The organism is Streptomyces sp. NPDC048349 (assembly GCF_040651925.1).
Classification (GTDB): Bacteria; Actinomycetota; Actinomycetes; order Streptomycetales; family Streptomycetaceae; genus Streptomyces.
The window spans coordinates 16,240-36,260 of the sequence record NZ_JBEZLA010000049.1; the positions used below are offsets into that span (position 1 = coordinate 16,240).

A 20,021-nucleotide genomic window follows, 5' to 3' on the forward strand; every position below is an offset into this window, starting at 1 on the left:
CCCCGGACCGGACCGGAGCGGACCGAACCAGACCGGACCGGACCGGAGCCGTCAGAACTCGTCCGAGGTGTGCGGCAGCAGGTCCGTCCGCAGGGCCGCGTCCAGGGCCGCCGCCGCACCCCGCGTGTGCTCGTCGACCAGCCCGGAGGCGACCAGCTCGACGACCCGGGTGCCGCCCAGGTAGCAGGCGGCCAGCTCCCGGACGTCCAGGGTCAGGTCCGGCGCCGCCCGGGCGTTTTCGTACGCGGCCCCGTCCGGCCCGGCCTTCAGCCGGAACCGCCCGGCGTTCGCGGGCAGCCGTACGTCGGTGAGCTCCAGCACCAGTTCCACCGGCGCGGCCCAGGACCGCCCGGTCAGCGCCGCCCGTACGTCGACCAGCCGCAGCCACAGCGCCGGGAACTGGGCGGTGACCCGCACCTGGTCCCGGTCGGCGGCGAAGTGCAGCAGCGGGTCGTCGGCCGGGCGGCCCCACGCGGTGACCCGGCCGGTGAGGTCGAGGGCGGCGAGGCACTCCCACAGGGCGGCGGCGACCGCCGGGGTGTCGGCCTCCAGTTCCTCCACGCGGACCAGGCCCGGTGTGCGGACGGGGCCGCTGTCGTCCTCCGGCTTGGTGCGGTAGAGGACGTAGCCGGCGATCGGCTCCCCCGGGTCGCCCAGGACGATGATCCGGGGCGGGCTCAACTCCTCGTCCTCCTCGTCCTGTTCGGCGAGCCATTCCTGGCTCCAGCGCTCAGCGCTGCGCGTCGGGCGCCCGGCCCGCACGGCTCGGGCGGCCTCGTGGAAGGGCCCGATGACGGCGAGCGCCTCGTCCGGGGCGACGAGGCGCAGCGGGCGCCGGTCCGGGGCGATGCGCAGGGGCAGCGGCCGGGTGGAGTCGATCTCGATGGTGACGCCGGTGGTCGCCCCGCCGTAGCCGAAGCGGCCGTAGATGGCGGCCTCGGAGGCCCACAGGGCGGCGAGGGGGCTGGCGGCGGCCGCGGCGCGCCGCAGCTGCTCGGCCATCAGGGCGGTGAGGACGCCGCGGCGGCGGTGGGTGGGGGCGACGGAGACGAAGGTGAGCCCGGGGCAGGGCAGGTCCGCCCCGGGAACGGAGAGCCGGAAGTCGTGTGCGGCCATGAAGCCGACCAGGACGTCGCCGTCGTAGGCGCCGATCCGGCTGCAGCGCTCCAGCAGGGCGTGATGGCGTTCCCGGCCCTCCTTCTCGGGCCGGTCGTTGAAAACCAGGTACGCGAGCTCCAGAGCACGGTCGATGTCGGCCTCGGGTACCTCGCGGATGTCCACCATGATCACGAGACTAATCGGTCATCGTCGGACCGGTCACCTCATAGTGGCCGGATCTGCGCGTTTGACCAGATCACGAAGGGTGGACCGGGCCCGGGGCGGACGGGCCCGGGGACCGCGCCCGGGCGCCGCGCCCGGGCGCCGCGGATGTCACCCGCCGGTGGGACCCGTCCAGCCCGCGGGGACGTGTCCGAGCCGTACGCGCTGCGGGTGGTCGCCGACGGGCACGGACACCCGCTTGGTGCCGGTGGCGAAGTCGATGGCGGTCACCCGGTCCGATCCGCTCTCGGAGATCACGCAGGCCGTGCCGTCGCCGTCGACCGTGGCCCAGTACGGCTTGTCGGCCGGAACCAGCGGCCCCTCGGCGAGGGTGGCCCGGTCCACGACGGTGGCGTAGTCGTCCATGGTGCCCGCGATGCAGAGCTTGGTCCCGTCCGGGCTCATCGACATGCCGTGGTGGCGGGAGTCGTTGACCCACTTGGTGCGGTCGGTGCTGGTGGCCGGATTCTCGGGGAGGGTCTTGAGGCGGGTGATCCGGTCGGTGGCCACGTCGTACTCGAGGAAGCCGTTGAAGAACGACACCTGGAAGTAGAGCTTCGACTCGTCGGGGCTGAAGGAGACGGGGCGTACGGCGTCGGACAGGTCCCGGCGGCCGAAGGCGTCCAGCCGCTCGCGCATGTCGATCACCCTGACGGTGCGGAAGGTCTGCGCGTCCACCACGGTGATCTTCCGGTCGCCCTTCGTCCAGTCCAGCCAGGACGCGTCCAGGGCAGAGGTCACGTCGCCGATGGAGCTGTTCCACAGGTAGCGGCCGCCGTCGGTGAAGGTGTTCTCGTGCGGCTTGTCGCCGGTGGTGAAGGAGCCGGCCTGGCGGCCCGTCGCGATGTCGAGGACGTGCACGGTGTTGGCGGTGGAGGCCGACACGGCGACCCGGGTCCCGTCGGGCGAGACGGCCATGTGGTCGGCGCGGTAACCGGCGACGGCAAAGCGCCAGTTGATCCGCCCGGTCCGTACGTCGATGGAGACGACGTCGGCGAAGCTGGGCCGGGAGGCGACGACGGCCGAGCCGTCGGGGGTGGTGTACATGTCGTCCACGAACTGGTCGTGGCCCTCGCCGGCGGTTTCCCGGATCCCCAGGAAGAAACCGAGCTTGATCGGGTTGAGGTAGATCTCCCGGAGCCTCTCCTCCTTGTCGGGGATGACGTTGATCCGGCCGATCCTGGCGAGATCGCCGGTGGAGGCGAGGACGTCGGCGGTGCCCTCCCAGTTGTTCCCGACGAAGAGCACCTCGCGCAGGCCGCCGTCACCGGGGGACGCCGCGGCGGGCGCGCCGGGCGCGAAGGAGGTCAGCAGGGTGGCCGCGGCGAGCGCGCCCAGGGTGCGGAGGGTACGTGACATCCGTTCAACTCCGGTGGGGGGAAGGGATGGAGAAGGTGCCTCCTGTTACCGGCCGGTAAAATAGGCGGAACGCCAAAAGGGCGCAACCCCTACGGGTCGCGCCCTTCCTCACGTCTGTGGTTCAGCTCTTCAAGCGACGGAACCGATCCGGCCGATCACGGTGCTCGAGACGCCCTGCGGATCGGGGTGGATCGGGATGTGCGCGCCGGTCAGCGCCACGCCGCTGCCGCCGCGGCGGTTCGCGACGATCTCGGCGGCGATGGACAGCGCGGTCTCCTCCGGGGAGCGGGCGCCGAGGTCCAGGCCGATCGGGGAGCGCAGCCGGGCCAGTTCGAGCTCGGTGACACCGACCTCGCGCAGCCGCTTGTTGCGGTCCTCGTGGGTGCGGCGGGAGCCCATGGCGCCGACGTAGGCGACGGGAAGCCTGAGGGCCAGTTCGAGGAGCGGGACGTCGAACTTGGCGTCGTGGGTGAGGACGCACAGGACGGTACGGCCGTCCACCGCGCCGCCCGAGGACTGCGCCTCCAGGTAGCGGTGCGGCCAGTCGACGACGATCTCGTCCGCCTCGGGGAAGCGCGTCTTCGTCGCGAAGACCGGCCGTGCGTCGCAGACGGTGACCCGGTAGCCGAGGAACTTGCCGATGCGCACCAGGGCGGACGCGAAGTCGATGGCGCCGAAGACGATCATCCGGGGGGGCGGGACGCTGGACTCGACCAGCACCGTGAGCGGCTCACCGCAGAGCCGGCCGTCGGCGCCGATCTCCAGTACGCCGGTCCGGCCGGCGTCGAGCATGGCGCGGGCCTCTTCGGCGACGGCGCGGTCCAGCTCGGGGTGTCCGCCGAGGGCGCCGTCGGTGCCGGGGGCGCCGTCGGTGCCGGGGGCGGCTTCGGGCTGCGGCTGCACGCGGAGCGTGCCTTCGTAGCTACCGTCCGGGCGGACCAGGAGCGCTCCGCCGATCAGTTCCGCGGGGCCCTCGGCGATGCGGGCGACCGCCGCCGCCTCCCCACGGGCGGCGGTGGCCAGACCCGCCGCGAGCACCTCCCGCACGGGAGAGCCCACGGGGACCGGGGTCACCAGGATGTCGATGATCCCGCCACAGGTCAGGCCCACGGCGAAGGCATCGTCGTCGCTGTACCCGAAGCGCTCGCGGACGGTCTCGCCGTCCTCCAGCGCCTGCCGGCACAGCTCGTACACCGCGCCCTCCACGCATCCGCCGGACACCGAGCCGATGGCCGTTCCCTCGCCGTCGACGGCGAGCGCGGCCCCGGGCTGCCGGGGCGCGCTCCCGCCGACCGCCACCACGGTGGCGACGGCGAAATCGCGTCCCTGCTCGACCCACCGGTTCAGTTCGTCGGCGATGTCCAGCATGGGGGCCTCCTCGGAGAGGTTCGGTTTCCAGTATCGGATACGTGGAGAGCGCGGATCTTCGTACGGACCCGGCCGTACGGACCCGGCCGCAGGGACCGGGCAGCCCGGGTCAGCTGACCCCGAGCCAGCCCTCGATCGGGTGCAGGGCGAAGAAGACCAGGAAGATTCCGGTCAGCGCCCACATGAAGCCGCCGATCTCCCGGGCCTTGCCCTGAGCGACCTTGATGGCGACGTACGCGAGGACACCGGCTGCGACACCGGCGGTGATCGAGTAGGTGAACGGCATGATCACGACGGTCAGGAAGACCGGGATCGCGGTCGCGCTGTCGGCCCAGTCCACGTGGCGGGCGTTCTGCATCATCATCGCGCCGATGACGACCAGGGCCGCGGAGGCGACCTCACCCGGGACGATCTGCGTGATCGGGGTGAAGAAGAGGCAGGCCGCGAAGAACAGGCCGGTCACGACGGAGGCGAGACCTGTGCGGGCTCCCTCACCGACGCCGGTGGCCGATTCGACGAACACGGTCTGGCCGGAGCCGCCCGAGATGCCACCGATGGCGCCACCGGCGCCGTCGATGAACAGGGCCTTGGACAGGCCCGGCATGCGGCCCTTGTCGTCGGCGAGCTTGGCCTCGGTGCCGACGCCGATGATGGTGGCCATCGCGTCGAAGAAGCCGGCGAGCACCAGGGTGAAGACGATCATGCCGACCGTCATGTAGCCGACGTCGCCCCAGCCGCCGAAGGAGACGTCGCCGAAGAGCGAGAAGTCCGGCATCGAGACCGCGGAGCCGCTGAGCTCCGGCGGGCCGCTCTTCCAGGCCTTGGGGTCGATGTCCGCCACGGCGTTCAGGATGGCCGCGAGGACGGTTCCGCCGACGATGCCGATCAGGATCGCGCCGGGAACCTTGCGCGCCTGCAGCATGAAGATGGCCAGCAGGGTGACGCAGAAGATCAGGACGGGCCAGCCGGCGAGCTCGCCGACGGCGCCGAGCTGGACGGGGGGACCGAACTCCGGACCGCGGCCGACGAAGCCGGCCTTCACCAGGCCGATGAGGGCGACGAACATGCCGATGCCCATGGTGATGGCGTGCTTGAGCGCGAGGGGGATCGCGTTCATGATCATCTCGCGGAGGCCGGTGACGACCAGGAGACAGATCACGACGCCGTAGACCACGCACATGCCCATGGCCTGGGGCCAGGTCATCTGGGGGGCTACCTGCGAGGCGAGCACACCGGACACGGACAGGCCGGCGGCGAGCGCGAGCGGAACCTTGCCGACGAAGCCCATCAGGAGCGTCGTGACGGCGGCCGCGAACGCGGTGGCGGTGATGATCGCGGAAGCGGCCATCGATTCGCCGGCGACGTCCTTGCCCGAGAGGAGCAGGGGGTTGAGCAAGAGGATGTACGCCATCGCCATGAAGGTCGTGATACCGCCACGAACCTCGTTGCCGATGTTGGAACCTCTGTGCGTTATATGAAAGTACCGATCGAGCCAAGAACGCCCGGCGGGGGTACGAGAGCCGTCGCCGGCCTCTTCCGCGGTGGTCTTGGGCTCCACAGACGACTGGGTCATGGTGCCTAACTCCCAAGGTTCAAAGGGGCACCCGCATGGAGATTGGAGACGCGGGATTTGGGAAACTGCGTTGGCTGCACGACCCGGGGTGACGGCCCGAGGCGACGCGAAGGTGCACTGCGTGTACTGCGGGTAGTGCGGGGGTGACCGCTGGTACTACGTGGGGGTTCTTGCAGGGGTACTGCCGCAGGAAGTGGACCGCGAGCGGTGCGGTACTTCGAGTACTCCGGGCGGCGCGGTGTGAAGTGTGACGTTCCCATGTCGCACCGCCCGGAGAGTATGAGGGGGTCCGGGGGCCTCGCGGCCCCCGGACCACGCCGTCCTAGAGGGTCCCGGTAAGGGCTTCCGGACGGATCGGCGTCTTGTTGAGCTCCAGACCGGTCGCCTGCCGGATCGCCGCGAGGACGGCCGGGGTGGACGACAGGGTCGGGGCCTCGCCCATACCGCGAAGGCCGTACGGCGCGTTCGGGTCGGCGAGCTCCAGGACGTCGACCGGGATGGTCGGGGTGTCCAGGATGGTCGGGATCAGGTAGTCCGTGAAGGAGGGGTTGCGCACCTTCGCGGTCTTCGGGTCCACGATGATCTCTTCCATGATCGCCACGCCGAGGCCCTGGGTGGTACCACCCTGGATCTGGCCGACCACGGAGAGCATGTTCAGGGCCTTGCCGACGTCCTGCGCGGTCGCCAGCTCCACGACCTTGACCAGGCCGAGCTCGGTGTCCACCTCGACGACGGCGCGGTGCGCCGCGAAGGTGTACTGGACGTGGCCGTCGCCCTGGCCGGTCTTCAGGTCGAAGGCGACGGTCGGCCGGTGCCGGAACTCCAGCTCCAGGTCGATCGCGTCCTCGCCCTCGAGGACGTCCGCCAGGTCCGCCAGGACCTCGCCGCCGTCGGTGACGACCTTGCCGCCCTCGAGGAGCAGCTCGGCGGTCGCCCACGCGGGGTGGTAGGACCCGTTCTTGCGGCGGCCGATCTCCAGGACCTTCTCGCGGACGGCCTCACAGGTGTTCTTCACCGCGCCACCGGTCATGTACGTCTGCCGCGAGGCGGACGTGGAACCGGCGGAGCCGACCTGGGTGTCGGCCGGGTGGATGGTCACCTGCGTGACGCCCAGCTCGGTACGGGCGATCTGCGCGTGGACGGTGACACCGCCCTGGCCGACCTCCGCCATGGCCGTGTGGACCATCGCGACGGGCTCGCCGTTGATGACCTCGAGCCGCACGCGGGCGGTCGAGTAGTCGTCGAAGCCCTCGGAGAAGCCGACGTTCTTGATGCCGACCGCGTAGCCGACGCCGCGGACGACGCCCTCGCCGTGCGTGGTGTTGGACAGGCCGCCCGGCAGCGCGCGGACGTCCGCGCCCTCGCCGGCGGTCTCCCACTGGCGCTCCGGCGGCAGCGGGCGGGACTTGACCCGGCGCAGCAGCTCGGCGACCGGGGCCGGGGAGTCCACGACCTGGCCGGTGGGCATGATCGTGCCCATCTCCATGGCGTTCAGCTGGCGGAACTCGACCGGGTCCATGCCCAGCTTCGCCGCGAGCTTGTCCATCTGGGCCTCGTACGCGAAGCAGGCCTGGACGGCGCCGAAGCCACGCATCGCGCCGCAGGGCGGGTTGTTCGTGTAGAGCGCGATCGCCTCGATGTCGACGTCGTCGATGACGTACGGGCCGACGGAGAGGGAGGACGCGTTGCCCACGACCGCCGGGGAAGCGGACGCGTAGGCGCCGCCGTCCAGGACGATCTTGCACTTCATGTGGGTGAGCTTGCCGTCCTTGGTGGCGCCGTGCTCGTAGTAGAGCTTCGCCGGGTGACGGTGCACGTGGCCGAAGAAGGACTCGAACCGGTTGTAGACGATCTTGACCGGCTTGTTCGTGGCCAGGGCCAGGAGGCAGGCGTGGATCTGCATCGAGATGTCCTCGCGACCACCGAAGGCACCGCCGACGCCGGAGAGCGTCATGCGCACCTTCTCCTCGGGGAGACCGAGGACGGGGGCGATCTGCTTGAGGTCCGAGTGCAGCCACTGGGTGGCGACGTAGAGGTCGACACCGCCGTCCTCCGACGGCACGGCCAGGCCGGACTCCGGGCCGAGGAAGGCCTGGTCCTGCATGCCGAAGGTGTACTCGCCCTCGACGATGACGTCGGCGCGCTTGCGGGCCTCCTCCACGTTGCCGCGGATGATCGGCTGGCGGTGCACGATGTTCGGGTGCGGGACGTGACCGGAGTGGTGGTCGTCGCGGCCCTCGTGGATCAGCGGAGCGTCCGCGGCGAGGGCGGAGGCCTCGTCCGTGACGACCGGCAGCTCCCGGTAGTCGATCTTGATCTTGGCGGCTGCGCGGCGGGCCGTCTCCGGGTGGTCGGCGGCCACGAGGGCGACCGGCTCACCGTGGTGGCGCACCCGGCCGTTGGCGAGAACCGGGGTGTCCTGGATCTCCAGGCCGTAGTTCTTCATCTCGGCGGGCAGGTCGTCGTACGTCAGCACCGAGTAGACGCCGGGCATGGCGAGCGCCTCGGAGATGTCGATGCTCGCGATCTCCGCGTGGGCGACGGTGCTGCGCAGGGTCTGGCCCCACAGCATGTCCTCGTGCCACATGTCGGAGGAGTACGCGAACTCACCGGTGACCTTGAGGGTGCCGTCCGGGCGGAGCGTCGACTCGCCGATGCCGCCCTTGGTGTGGTTCTGGCTGACGTTCGTCGGCGCACCGGCGGGTACGGTGCGGGTGTTCTGAGCCATGGTCAGACCGCCTCTGCCTGACGGGCGGCCGCGAGGCGGACCGCGTCGAGGATCTTCTCGTAGCCCGTGCAGCGGCACAGGTTGCCGGACAGGGCCTCACGGATGTCCTGGTCGGACGGGGAGGAGTTCTCCTCCAGCAGCGCGTCGGCCTGGACCAGGAGGCCCGGGGTGCAGAAACCGCACTGGACGGCGCCGGCGTCGATGAACGCCTGCTGGATGTTGGAGAGCTCGACGCCCTCGCCGGTCTGCGAGTCGCCCGGCTTGGCCTGCCACTGCTTGGCCGCGTCCAGGGACACGCCCTTGCTGCCGCAGCCGCCGCCGGTGCCGCAGGCACCGCCGTGGCCGTGCTCCTCGCGCTGCTTGGCGAACTCCGCCAGGCCCTCGACGGTCACGACGTCGCGACCCTCGACCTGACCGGCCGCGACCAGGCAGGAACAGACCGGCACGCCGTCGAGGCGGACGGTGCAGGAACCGCATTCGCCCTGCTCACAGGCGTTCTTCGAACCCGGCAGGCCCAGGCGCTCGCGCAGGACGTAGAGGAGGGACTCGCCCTCCCACACGTCGTCGGCTTCCTGCTGACGGCCGTTGACAGTGAAATTGACGCGCATGTTTACGCAGCCCCTTCAAGCGAGCGGCCGTTGCCGGTACCGCGGTACTGCTCCCAGGTCCAGACGAGCTGGCGGCGAGCCATGATGCCGACCGCGTGACGGCGGTACTTCGCCGTGCCGCGGACGTCGTCGATCGGGTTGGCCGCGCCGGAGGCGAGGTCACCGAACTGCTTGGCGATCGACGGGGTGATGACCTTGCCCGACTCCCAGAAGCCGCCCTCTTCGAGCGCGGCGTTCAAGAACTCCTCGGCGGCCTTCGCACGGATCGGGGTCGGCGCGGCCGAACCGATGCCGGTGCGGACGGTGCGGGTCTCGGGGTGCAGTGCCAGGCCGAAGGCGCAGACGGCGATGACCATCGCGTTGCGGGAGCCGACCTTGGAGTACTGCTGGGGGCCATCCGCCTTCTTGACGTGGATGGTCTTGATGAGCTCGTCGGCGGCGAGCGCGTTGCGCTTGACGCCGGTGTAGAACTCGTCGATCGGGATCAGGCGAGAGCCGCGTACCGACTCCACCTCGACCTCGGCGCCCGCGGCGAGCAGCGCCGGGTGCGAGTCGCCGGCCGGCGAGGCGCAGCCGAGGTTGCCGCCGACACCGCCGCGGTTACGGATCTGCGGGGACGCGACCGTGTGCGAGGCGAGCGCGAGACCCGGAAGCTCCGTGCGGAGGTTCTCCATGATCTGCGTGTACGGGACGGAGGCGCCCAGACGAACCACGTCCTCGCCGACCTCCCACTCCCGCAGCAGACCGATGCGGTTCAGGTCCAGGAGGTACTCCGGCCGACGGTGGTCGAAGTTGATCTCGACCATCACATCGGTGCCACCCGCAATCGGCACAGCTGTGGGGAACTCGGCCTTAGCGGCGAGCGCCTCCTCCCAGCTGGCGGGGCGAAGGAAGTCCATGTGCGGCTCTCTTCTTCTTCATCGTGTCGATCACTTCAAGCCAGGAGGCCCAAAGGCCCTCGACTGGTCGTTCACGTGCTGTTAACGCGGTGTGGACTCAGTACACCGGCCGCCTATCCCCCGGGTGCAGTCACCGAAACCATGAAGGAGTTGGCTGACGGCCTCCCTCGTCTTGTAGATTCGTATGAAAGGCAGGATGCGACGACCTGCCCGATTTCCAACGGCAACAATCGAGACAGATCGGCGGCGACATCATGCGGCTGCGCGCACTGCTGGAAACCGAGGCGCTGGGGCTGCGGCTGCTGGGCGGCGAGGAAGAGCTCGACCGGACGGTCCGCGGGGTCATGACGACCGACCTGCGTGATCCCAGCCGATACCTGACCGGGGGCGAACTCGTCCTCACTGGCCTGGCCTGGCGTAGAAATTCAGCCGACTCCGAGCCGTTCGTACGAATCCTCGCGAGCGCGGGCGTCGCCGGGCTCGCGGCGGGCGAGGCGGAGCTGGGAGACGTCCCGGACGATCTGGTATCGGCCTGTCGGCGCAACCGCCTGCCGCTGTTCGCCGTGAACGAAACCGTTGCATTCGCCACCATCACGGAGTACGTGGTGCGGCAGGTCTCGGGCGAGCGCGCGGGGGACCTCGCGGCCGTCGTGGACCGCCACCGGCGCCTGATGACCTCGGGTCCGGCGGGTGGTGGACCGGATGTGGTGCTGGATCTGCTCACCACCGACCTCGATCTCCGGGCCTGGGTGCTGTCCCCCACCGGCCGGCAGATCGCCGGGGCGGGCGAGCCGCTGGCACCGGGCGTGTGCGCGGCCCTGGCGAGTGAGCACCTCGCGGCGGTCCGGACGGGCCGCAGGGGACCGCACCGGATCTCCATTCAGGGTATTACCTACTCGCTCTTCCCGATCAGGGGACACGGCCGGGGCGCCACCGGTCCGGGCGCCCGGGACGTGCGCGAGAGCGTGCTGTCGGACTGGCTGCTGGCGGTGGAGGCGGACGCGGGCGACTGGCCGGCAGAGCGCCTGGACCTGCTCCAGGGCGTCACCCAGCTGATCGCCGTCGAACGGGACCGGCGCGACGCGGCCCGCACCGTGCGGCGCCGCCTCGCACAAGAGGTCCTCGAACTGGTCCAGACGGGTGCTCCGCCCGCCGAGATCGCCGCCCGCCTGCGGGTGGCGGCGCCGGTGCTGCTCCCCGGACTGGGCACGGCCCCGCACTGGCAGGTCGTGGTGGCCCGGGTGGACTGGGACGGCGGGGACATCCCCGGCGGCCCGGTGGCCCAGTCGCTGCTGGAGGAGATCCTCGTCGACCCGTCCGTCTCGGGCCCCGAGCCCTCGGACCGGATCGCCGTCGCCCACGCCGGTGACGAGGCCATCGCCCTCGTGCCGCTGCCCTCGCTGGCCGGAGAGGGCGGCGAGGACAAGGGGCCCGACTCGGCCCTGCACGCCGACGAGCTGCTCACGGCCGTACGCGACCCCCTGCAGGCCGGTCTGGCCGACGACGGCCGGCTCACGCTGGGCGTCAGCGCGGCCGTGCACTCCGCCGAGGGGCTGCGCGGGGCGCTGGAGGAGGCCCGGCACGCCCGCCGGGTCGCCGCGGCCCGCCCGGGCCGGGTCTGCGCTGCCGGACACCACGAGCTGGCCTCGCACGTGCTGCTGCTGCCGTTCGTGCCGGACGACGTGCGGCGCGCCTTCACGGCCCGGCTGCTGGACCCCCTGCGGGACTACGACCGGCGCCACCGTGCGGAGCTCATCCCGACCCTGGAGGCCTTCTTGGACTGCGACGGCTCCTGGACCCGCTGCGCGACGCGGCTGCACCTGCACGTCAACACGCTGCGGTACCGGGTCGGGCGAATCGAGCAGTTGACGGGACGCGACCTGTCCCGGCTGGAGGACAAGCTCGATTTCTTCCTGGCACTGCGCATGAGCTGAGAAGATCCGCCCCGCGGCGTACGGGGTCCGGCCGGGGGGCCGCTGATGATCCGTCCGGACTTTGTGAAAGAGTTCACCCGACCCCTTGGCCGGAGCCGTCGATCCGTGCTCTCATTTCGCCCCAGGGCTCAACGATGTGCTGCTCGATTGCTTTGGGGAGGGCAATGTGGCGGATACCGCCATGTCGGGTGCCGGAACTACCGGGGGAGACGACCCCCTCCAGCGGGCGATATGGCGGCTGCGCTCGCGCGGCTGTTGGACCGACGCGGCGGCGCTGCTGACGCCGCACCTGGGAAACGCGGGAGCCGCCGTGCAGCGGACCGCGCTGCTCGTCGAGCGCTGCCTGTTCACGGGGCAGGGCTGGGCCGAGGCCGAGGACGCGCTGCGGGTCGCCGAGGCGGTGGCGCAGGACGACGACGACCGGGGCGCGGCCGCGTGCGAGCGGGGCCAGCTGGCGTACGCCGCGACCGTGCTGGGCGTGCGGGACCGGGCCGACGAGGCCCGCTCCGCGCTGGGCCGGGCGGCGGCCCTGCTGTCGCCGGGGTCCCGGACGCGCCCGCTGCTGGACTTCCGGCGCGGCCTGGTCGCGGAGCACCTCGCGGACGCCCCGCAGTCGGCCCGTCCGGCGTACCACCGGGCCCACGCGGGGGCGGTCGCCCACGGGGACACGCTGCTGCTGTCCTTCACCTGGCGGCACCTGGCGGCGCTGGCCCTGCGGGACGGGGAGGTGGCGGAGGCCCGCCACGGCTTCCTGGAGTCCTTGCGGATCCGGGAGGAGCTGGGCTTCCTGGTCGGCACCGCTCCGGCGCTGGCCGCCCTGGCCGAAGCCGAACCCGAACCGGAAGCCACCCGGCTCCGCGCCGAGGCCCGCCGCCTGTTCCACCTCCTGGGCGGCATCCCCACCTGGCTGGCGGACCAACTCCAACCCGCGCCCGCGGCATAGCCCCGCCGACGGCCAAGGCGCCGGGCGCGGGGCGGAGCCGCCGCATCATCCAGCCCCGCCGGCGATTGAGGCGCGCGGGACGGGGCGGAGCCCCGGGCTTCGGCCCCGCCGACGACCAAGGCGCCGGGCGCGGGGCGGAGCCGCCGCACCATCCAGCCCAATCGGCGATTGAGGCGCGGGGTACGGGGGCGGAGCCCCGGGCCTTCGGGCCGCCGGGTTCCCGGCCGAGCCGGGGGTCAAGGGGTGGTGCCTGCGAAGTGTTCGCGGACCAGGGACTCCACGACCGGGAGGTCACCGGCTGCCAGCGCCTCGAGCAGCGCCCCGTGCTCCGCCGCATCGGCGACGAGCTCCGCCCGCCGGACCCGCGGAGCCCCCGGCAGCGGCCACTGCGCCCGCCGGTGGAGCTCCTCCGCCACCTGGACCAGCTGCGCGTTGCCCGCCAGCGCGAGCACCTCGCGGTGGAAGGCCCGGTCCGCCTCCGCGTACCCCGGCACGTCCCCGGCCGCCGCCGCCTCCGCCGTGGCGGCCGCGGCGGGCCGCAGGGCCTCCCACGTCTGCGCCGGCACGGAACGGGCCAGCCGGAGCATGACCGGGACTTCCAGCATGGCCCGGACCTCCGCCAGCTCCGCCAGCTCGCGCGGCGTGCGCGACAGGACGCGGAACCCCCGGTTGGGGAGGCACTCCACCGCCCCCTCCAGCGCCAGCTGCTGCATCGCCTCGCGCACGGGCGTCGCGGAGACGCCGAAGCGGTCGCCCAGCGCCGGCCCGGAGTAGATCTCGCCGGGCACCAGCTCACCGTCGACCAGCGCCGCGCGCAGCGCGTCCAGGACCTGTCCGCGCACGGAATGGCGCAGCACCTTCCGCGCCTGTGCCGGTACCCGGGTTCGGGCCGTGTCGTGCACTCGGTCCTCCTCGGTGTATCGGCCTGTCCCGAGGATACGGCCTGACCGAGATCGGGTAAGGTAAGGCTAACCTGCTAACGATCGCGCGATTTGGTGGTCCGTCATGACCGTCACGGCCGTTCCCCCCGCCACCGCCTCCCCCGTGGCGGATGCGTACGCCCGGCTGGCCGAGGCCTACGCCGGGCTGCTGATCGTCGAGCGGTCCCCGCACGAACCCGCCCCTCGCGGCGCGGGCTGGGTCGGCGCGGACGAGCTCGCGGCGGGCGGACCGGCCCTGGACGCCTTCCTCGCCTGGGACGAGGCCCAGGTCCTGCGGGACTACGGGCACCGGGCCCGCCCGGACGTGGTCGCGAGCTTCGGACTGCACCGGTACGCCTGGCCCGCCTGCCTGCTGATCACCCTGCCGTGGTTCCTGCACCGCAGGGTCCCCCGCCTCCCGGCCGCCCAGGTGGCCTTCCACCGGACGCTGGGCCGGATGGCCGTACGCGTCGACTCCTTCGCCTGCCTGCCGGACGACCCGGCGGCCGCCCTCCCAGGGGCCCGGGTCGTGCCCGACGAGGAGGCGCTGCGCGCCGAGGTGCGGGCTGCGGTGGCCCAGCACCTCGAGCCGGTGCTGGCGGGCTTCGGACCCCGCATGCGGCGCGGGCGCCGCGCCCTGTGGGGCATGGTGACCGACGAGGTGGTCGAGAGCCTCTGGTACGTCGGCCACCTGCTCGGCGAGGAGCAGCGGGCCATGGCCGAGCTGGAGGCGCTGCTGCCCGGCTCGACCGCCCCCTACACCGGCGGCGCGGGCTTCCGTACCCTCCCGGGGCCGGACGGCGGCGAGCTGCCCACGCGGGACCGGGCCAGCTGCTGCCTCTTCTACACGATCCGCCCGGACGACACCTGCGTCACCTGCCCCCGGACCTGCGACGCCGACCGCATCGCCCGCCTCACGGCGGCCACCGGGGCGATCCCGGGCTGAACCCACCCCCAAGGGTGACGCTATTCGAACTCAACTCCCCTTATCCGGGCGCCAGTTCGAACCACAACACCCTATCCGGCGGGCCCCGCCCCCCGATGGCGTCCACTTGCCCCGAAACCGGCGTGCCGAGCCGATCGGCTGCGCCACTATGGCGCCGGAAGGCCGCATACGCGAGGCAGAGGCAAGGGACATCCGCATGAGACTGACCGACATATCGCTGGACTGGCTGCTGCCCGGCAGCCTGTTGATCCTGGGCGTACTTGCGGCAGTTGCGGTACTGGCCCGGGGCAAGCGCGAGAGCGAGAAGGCCGCCGCCGACGACAGCTGGGAGCGCAGCGAGGAGCGCCGCAGGCGCAAGGAGGCCGTCTACGGGACCGCCTCCTACGTCCTGCTCTTCTGCTGCGCGGCGGTCGCCGCCGCGCTTTCCTTCCACGGCCTGGTCGGCTTCGGGCGGCAGAACCTCAACCTCTCCGGAGGCTGGGAGTACCTGGTCCCCTTCGGCCTCGACGGCGCCGCGATGTTCTGCTCGGTGCTCGCCGTCCGCGAGGCCAGCCACGGCGATGCGGCCCTCGGCTCGCGCATGCTGGTGTGGCTGTTCGCGGGCGCGGCCGCCTGGTTCAACTGGGTGCACGCGCCGCGCGGGCTGGGCCACGACGGGGCCCCGCAGTTCTTCGCCGGCATGTCGCTCTCGGCGGCCGTCCTCTTCGACCGGGCCCTCAAGCAGACCCGCCGTGCGGCGCTGCGCGAACAGGGCCTGATCCCGCGGCCGCTGCCGCAGATCCGGATGGTCCGCTGGCTGCGGGCGCCCCGGGAGACCTTCGGCGCGTGGTCGCTCATGCTGCTGGAGGGGGTGCGCACCCTCGACGAGGCCGTGGACGAGGTACGCGAGGACAAGAAGGAGAAGGAGAACGACCGGCACCGCCGGCGGGAGCAGCACCGCCTGGACCGTGCGCACATCAGGGCGCTGGGCCGGCAGCACCGGGCCTTCGGGCGGGCGCGCGCCCGCCAGGTCGAGCTCCCGGAACTGACGCAGGGAGCGGGCTCCGCGCCGGTCGGCGCGGAGCCGGCCATACCGGAATCGGGACAACTGCCACCACGCCGAAGGCCCTCCCTGCAGGCCGTCAGCCGGACCGAGTCCGTTGAGGTGACGGGCCCCCGGACGGTGGACCTCACCGCCGAGGACGACACCCAGACGATCCCCCGGCTCGACTCCCTGGAGCGCAAACTGAAGGACCTGGAACAGCAGTTCGGCTGACCGGTCGCCGGGCGCGGCTCCGGCCCCGGGGCCGGGACGGAGCCGCGCCCGGCCCCCCGGAGGGTTCGCCCGCTCAGGCGAGCCCTCCGTCCAGTTCGAACCAGACCACCTTCCCGCGGCCCGGCTCCACCACGTCCACGCCCCAGGCGTCGGCGAGGGCCTGCACCAGCACCAGCCCCCTGCCGTGCGTACCGTCGTCGGCGGTCGGTACGTACGGCAGGGGCCGCCGGGTGGCGTAGTCCCGGACCTCCACCCGCAGCCGGGCGGCGGCGAGGCTCGCGGAGACCTCCGCGCCCTGCTCGGTATGGACGAGGGCGTTCGTGACGAGCTCGGTGATCAGGAGTTCGGCCACCTCCGCCGCATCCGTCCGGCACCGGTGGCGCAGCAATTCCCGTAAGGAACGCCGGATTTCACCCACGGCCTTCAGGTCCGCACGGCGCACGCTCCGGCTGATCTCCAGCCCGTCCACCGCGGCCCCGTCCTCGGTCGAGGGCTCGCGGGGTACCGGTCGGCCCCTCTTCCACAGCTTCCCCGTGTTCGCCCCCACCCGCACGGCGGTGTACCTCCCGCGTTCATTGCTCTCGAACAGGTCTACGGGATGCATGCCCCCCGGACCGGTCCGCACTCCTGCGGGCTCAGGGGCGCGGCACGTTGCGGAGGTTGGATCTGGCCATCTGGATCATCCGGCCCACCCCGCCGTCCAGCACGATCTTGCTGGCGGAAAGGGCGAATCCGGTCACCATTTCGGCCCTGATCTTCGGGGGAATCGACAGGGCGTTGGGGTCGGTCACGACGTCCACCAGTGCAGGTCCCCGGTGCTTGAACGCGTCCCTCAAAGCCCCCGTGAGCTGCTTGGGCTTCTCCACGCGGACCCCGTACGCGCCCGCCGCGCGGGCGATGGCGGCGAAATCGGGATTCGTGTTCGCGGTGCCGTAGGAGGGCAGGCCGGAAACCAGCATTTCCAGCTCGACCATGCCGAGGGATGAGTTGTTGAACAGGACCACTTTGACGGGCAGGTCGTACTGCACCAGGGTGAGGAAATCTCCCATCAGCATCGAGAAACCGCCGTCACCGGACATCGACACCACTTGACGGCCCCGGTCGGTGAACTGCGCGCCGATGGCCTGCGGGAGGGCGTTGGCCATGGAGCCGTGACTGAAGGAACCGATGATGCGCCGCTTGCCGTTCGGGGAAAGATAGCGCGCAGCCCACACGTTGCACATGCCCGTGTCGACGGTGAACACGGCGTCCTCGTCGGCGAGTTCGTCGAGCACGGAGGCCACGTACTCCGGGTGGATGGGCGTGTGCTTCTCCACCTTGCGCGTATAGGCCTTGACCACGCCTTCCAGGGCGTCGGCGTGCTTCTTCAGCATCCGGTCCAGGAAGCGGCGGTCCGTCTTGGCCCGCACCCGCGTGTTCAGGGCGCGCAGGGTCTCCCGTACGTCGCCCCAGACGGCGAGGTCCAGCTGGGAGCGGCGGCCGAGGTGTTCGGGCCGGATGTCCACCTGGACGATCTTCACGTCGTCGGGGAGGAAGGCGTTGTACGGGAAGTCCGTGCCGAGCAGGACCAGCAGATCGCACTCGTGGGTCGCCTCGTAGGCCGCGCCGTAGCCGAGGAGGCCGCTCATGCCGACGTCGTACGGATTGTCGTACTGGATCCACTCCTTGCCGCGCAGGGCGTGCCCGATGGGCGCCTTGACCCGCTCGGCGAACTCCATGACCTCGGCGTGCGCCCCGGCGGTGCCGCTGCCGCAGAAGAGCGTGACCTTGTCGGCCTCGTCGACGAGGCGGACCAGTTTCTCGATCTCGCTCTCGCCGGGGCGGACGGAAGGCCGGGCGGTGACGAGTGCGTGCTCCACGGCCTTGTCCGGCGCCGGTTGCGCGGCGACGTCCCCGGGCAGCGCGACGACGCCGACGCCGCTGCGGCCGACGGCGTGCTGGATGGCGCTCTGGAGGACCCGCGGCATCTGCCGGGGGTTGGAGATCAGCTCGCTGTAGTGGCTGCACTCGCCGAACAGCCGGTCGGGGTGGGTTTCCTGGAAGTAGCCGAGGCCGATCTCCGAGGAGGGGATGTGGGAGGCGAGGGCGAGGACCGGGGCCATGGAGCGGTGGGCGTCGTACAGGCCGTTGATGAGGTGCAGGTTTCCCGGGCCGCAGGAGCCGGCGCAGGCGGCGAGGCGGCCGGTGATCTGGGCCTCGGCGCCGGCCGCGAAGGCCGCCGTCTCCTCGTGGCGGACCTGGATCCAGTCGATGCCGGCCGTGCGGCGGATCGCGTCCACCACCGGGTTGAGGCTGTCGCCGACGACCCCGTACAGGCGGCGGACGCCCGCGCGCACGAGGATGTCGACGAACTGCTCTGCGACGTTCTGCTTGGCCATGCCTCCTATCCAGCCACGGGGGCGCCGGTTACGCCTCCCAGACTGCGGCGGCCGTGCGGTCGTCGGCGTAGCCCTTGAGCCGGAGCTGGGTGTCCGCGAGGAAGGCCGCGAGGCCGGGCGGCTCGGGCTGGGCCCAGCGCGCGGCGAGCTCGGCGGGCAGGACCGGCTCCTCGCGCATCGGCTCCGCCAGGCCCCCGGAGCACAGCAGCAGGGTGTCGCCGGGGCGGGCCACGGAGGCGCGGAACCGGAAGCCGCCCTCGGCCTCCTCGTCCGGCCCGGACGCCGCGGAGGGCCCGGCGGCCGGCTCCAGGTCCTGCCAGGCGCCGTCCCGCAGCCGGAACAGCCCGCCCGCGCCGGAACCGAAGCACACCCGCGTGCGGCATTCGGGGTCCACCGGGAGCAGCAGCCCGCGCACTCCGGCCGTGTACGCCTCCTCGGCGAGGCCCAGTTCGGCCGCGCGGGCCCGCAGCCGCCCGTAGCCTCGGTCGGTGAGCCGCTGGAGGCCCGAGCGCAGCGCGTCGCGGCGCCCGGCCCGGATGTCCTCGGCCAGCCGTTCCTGGCTGCGCCCGACCGCCGCGGCGATGGTCCGGCACAGCTCGGCAGCGGCCTCGGCGGCGCCGGGGGCGGCCCGGTCCCCGCCGGCGAGGGCCACCAGGACGAGGGCGTCATCGCCGGCGCCGAACCGCGCGGTGAGCAGGAAGTCGCGTCGGACCTCGCCGCGGAACCGGGCGGAGTCCCCGCGCAGGGAGGCGGCGCGCAGGGTGTAGGTGCCGTAGCGGGCGCCCTCCAGGACCGTGTCGGGCGTCAGCCCGTCCAGGGCGGCCGGGTCGGCGGTGGGGAGCGCGCCGGGCTCGGCGGCGTAGGTGGGCGCGCGGTCGCCGAGGTGACGCACCTCGGGCCGCGGATCCGCCGCCGCGGGCTGCGCCACGGCCCCGGGCCGCGGCGCCCGGGCCCGCGACCCGGGCAGCACGGGCGGCACGGCCACACCCCCGAGGGCGTACCCGGTGACACCCCCCTCCCGCGGATCCCGCGGCCCGGCCCCGGACCCGACCGCCGGAGCAGGAGGTCGCGGGGCAGCCGGAGGCGGTACGACGGCTGCAGGCGGGCCGGCCGGTGGCGACCCGGCGGCACCGGCGGCTGCGGGCGGGACGGCCCCCGCAGCCGGCGGCCCGGCGGCCGGGGGCGCGGCCGGGGGCGCGGATGCACCTGCAGGCGACCCCGCAGCAGGCGGCGCGGCCGGGGGCGGGACGGCGGCCGAAGGCGGGACGGCCCCCGCACCCGGCGGCCCGGCGTTCGGAGGCGCGGCCGGGGGCGCAGCGGCGGCCGAAGGGGTGGCGGCACCCGCAGGCGGCCCGGCGGCTGCGGGCGGGACGGCACCCGCACCCGGCGGCCCGGCGTTCGGAGGCGCGGCGGCGGCCGGAGGCGCGGCGGCAGGTGCAGGCGGCGCAGCGGCGGCCGGGGGCACGGCGCCGGTCGCGGGCGGGGCGGCAGGTGCGGGCGGCGCCGCCGGAGGCGGGGCGGCAGTCGGAGGCCGGCCTGCGGCAGGTGGTGCGGGTGGGGGTGCGGACGGGGGTGAGGCCGTGGCACGGGGTGCGGCCGGGGGCCAGCCCGGTGGGGGTGGTGGCGGGGAGCGGCGGGGGCCCGGGACGAGGGGTTCCACGGCGGGCGGGGCTTGCGGTGGGGCGGGCGGCCGGGTCGGGAGCCCCGCCTGCCCCGGGATCGGCACCGGTCCAGGTGCCGGCTCCGGCCCGGCAGCCGGCTCCGGCCCGGGAGCCGGCTCCGGCCCGGGA

Annotated in this window: 15 protein-coding genes; 4 read left to right on the forward strand and 11 right to left on the reverse strand. The window is 72.8% G+C overall.

What is annotated here, in order from left to right; all coding sequences use genetic code 11:
• Window positions 1–51: 51 nt before the first annotated feature.
• The 7 genes from AB0D44_RS24605 to AB0D44_RS24635 all read right to left on the reverse strand — a co-directional run bounded on the left by AB0D44_RS24605 (window position 52) and on the right by AB0D44_RS24635 (window position 9,855).
• Complete coding sequence (locus AB0D44_RS24605; protein WP_362594724.1) at window positions 52–1,284, reverse strand: GNAT family N-acetyltransferase; 1,233 nt, start codon at window positions 1,282–1,284, stop codon at window positions 52–54.
• Between the two features lie 147 nt (window positions 1,285–1,431).
• Entirely contained in the window at window positions 1,432–2,679 is a 1,248-nt protein-coding gene (locus AB0D44_RS24610; protein ID WP_362594726.1) for a YncE family protein, read from the reverse strand.
• Between the two features lie 129 nt (window positions 2,680–2,808).
• Window positions 2,809–4,047, reverse strand: coding sequence for an XdhC/CoxI family protein (locus AB0D44_RS24615; protein WP_362594728.1), 1,239 nt, complete (start codon window positions 4,045–4,047; stop codon window positions 2,809–2,811).
• 109 nt (window positions 4,048–4,156) lie between these two features.
• On the reverse strand, window positions 4,157–5,620 hold the full coding sequence (locus tag AB0D44_RS24620; RefSeq protein WP_362594729.1) for an NCS2 family permease: 1,464 nt from the start codon (window positions 5,618–5,620) through the stop codon (window positions 4,157–4,159).
• A 322-nt stretch (window positions 5,621–5,942) separates the two neighbouring features.
• Window positions 5,943–8,348 (reverse strand): xanthine dehydrogenase subunit D, encoded by a 2,406-nt coding sequence (gene pucD, locus AB0D44_RS24625; RefSeq protein WP_362594731.1) that lies wholly within the window; start codon window positions 8,346–8,348, stop codon window positions 5,943–5,945.
• Window positions 8,349–8,350: 2 nt separating this feature from the next.
• Window positions 8,351–8,956 (reverse strand): (2Fe-2S)-binding protein, encoded by a 606-nt coding sequence (locus AB0D44_RS24630; protein ID WP_257553638.1) that lies wholly within the window; start codon window positions 8,954–8,956, stop codon window positions 8,351–8,353.
• A 2-nt stretch (window positions 8,957–8,958) separates the two neighbouring features.
• A complete protein-coding gene (locus tag AB0D44_RS24635; protein WP_214937389.1) occupies window positions 8,959–9,855 on the reverse strand; it encodes a xanthine dehydrogenase family protein subunit M in 897 nt (298 codons plus the stop codon).
• A gap of 254 nt (window positions 9,856–10,109) precedes the next feature.
• Here AB0D44_RS24635 and AB0D44_RS24640 point away from each other — a divergent pair, with 254 nt between their 5' ends.
• Both AB0D44_RS24640 and AB0D44_RS24645 read left to right on the forward strand, forming a co-directional pair.
• Window positions 10,110–11,789 (forward strand): PucR family transcriptional regulator ligand-binding domain-containing protein, encoded by a 1,680-nt coding sequence (locus AB0D44_RS24640; protein WP_362594733.1) that lies wholly within the window; start codon window positions 10,110–10,112, stop codon window positions 11,787–11,789.
• A gap of 166 nt (window positions 11,790–11,955) precedes the next feature.
• Complete coding sequence (locus tag AB0D44_RS24645; RefSeq protein ID WP_362594735.1) at window positions 11,956–12,732, forward strand: hypothetical protein; 777 nt, start codon at window positions 11,956–11,958, stop codon at window positions 12,730–12,732.
• 236 nt (window positions 12,733–12,968) lie between these two features.
• On the opposite strand, the gene AB0D44_RS24650 is transcribed toward AB0D44_RS24645, so the two are convergent.
• A complete protein-coding gene (locus AB0D44_RS24650) occupies window positions 12,969–13,634 on the reverse strand; it encodes a GntR family transcriptional regulator (RefSeq protein WP_362594737.1) in 666 nt (221 codons plus the stop codon).
• Window positions 13,635–13,737: 103 nt separating this feature from the next.
• Here AB0D44_RS24650 and AB0D44_RS24655 point away from each other — a divergent pair, with 103 nt between their 5' ends.
• Window positions 13,738–14,598, forward strand: a complete 861-nt coding sequence (locus tag AB0D44_RS24655; RefSeq protein WP_362594739.1) for a (2Fe-2S)-binding protein — start codon at window positions 13,738–13,740, stop codon at window positions 14,596–14,598.
• 196 nt (window positions 14,599–14,794) lie between these two features.
• Window positions 14,795–15,853, forward strand: coding sequence for a DUF2637 domain-containing protein (locus tag AB0D44_RS24660; RefSeq protein ID WP_362594741.1), 1,059 nt, complete (start codon window positions 14,795–14,797; stop codon window positions 15,851–15,853).
• Between the two features lie 73 nt (window positions 15,854–15,926).
• On the opposite strand, the gene AB0D44_RS24665 is transcribed toward AB0D44_RS24660, so the two are convergent.
• The 3 genes from AB0D44_RS24665 to AB0D44_RS24675 all read right to left on the reverse strand — a co-directional run bounded on the left by AB0D44_RS24665 (window position 15,927) and on the right by AB0D44_RS24675 (window position 19,216).
• A complete protein-coding gene (locus AB0D44_RS24665; protein WP_362594779.1) occupies window positions 15,927–16,322 on the reverse strand; it encodes an ATP-binding protein in 396 nt (131 codons plus the stop codon).
• 166 nt (window positions 16,323–16,488) lie between these two features.
• Window positions 16,489–18,231, reverse strand: a complete 1,743-nt coding sequence (locus AB0D44_RS24670; RefSeq protein ID WP_362594743.1) for a pyruvate dehydrogenase — start codon at window positions 18,229–18,231, stop codon at window positions 16,489–16,491.
• A gap of 28 nt (window positions 18,232–18,259) precedes the next feature.
• Entirely contained in the window at window positions 18,260–19,216 is a 957-nt protein-coding gene (locus tag AB0D44_RS24675) for a protein phosphatase 2C domain-containing protein (protein WP_362594745.1), read from the reverse strand.
• Between the last annotated feature and the right edge of the window lie 805 nt (window positions 19,217–20,021).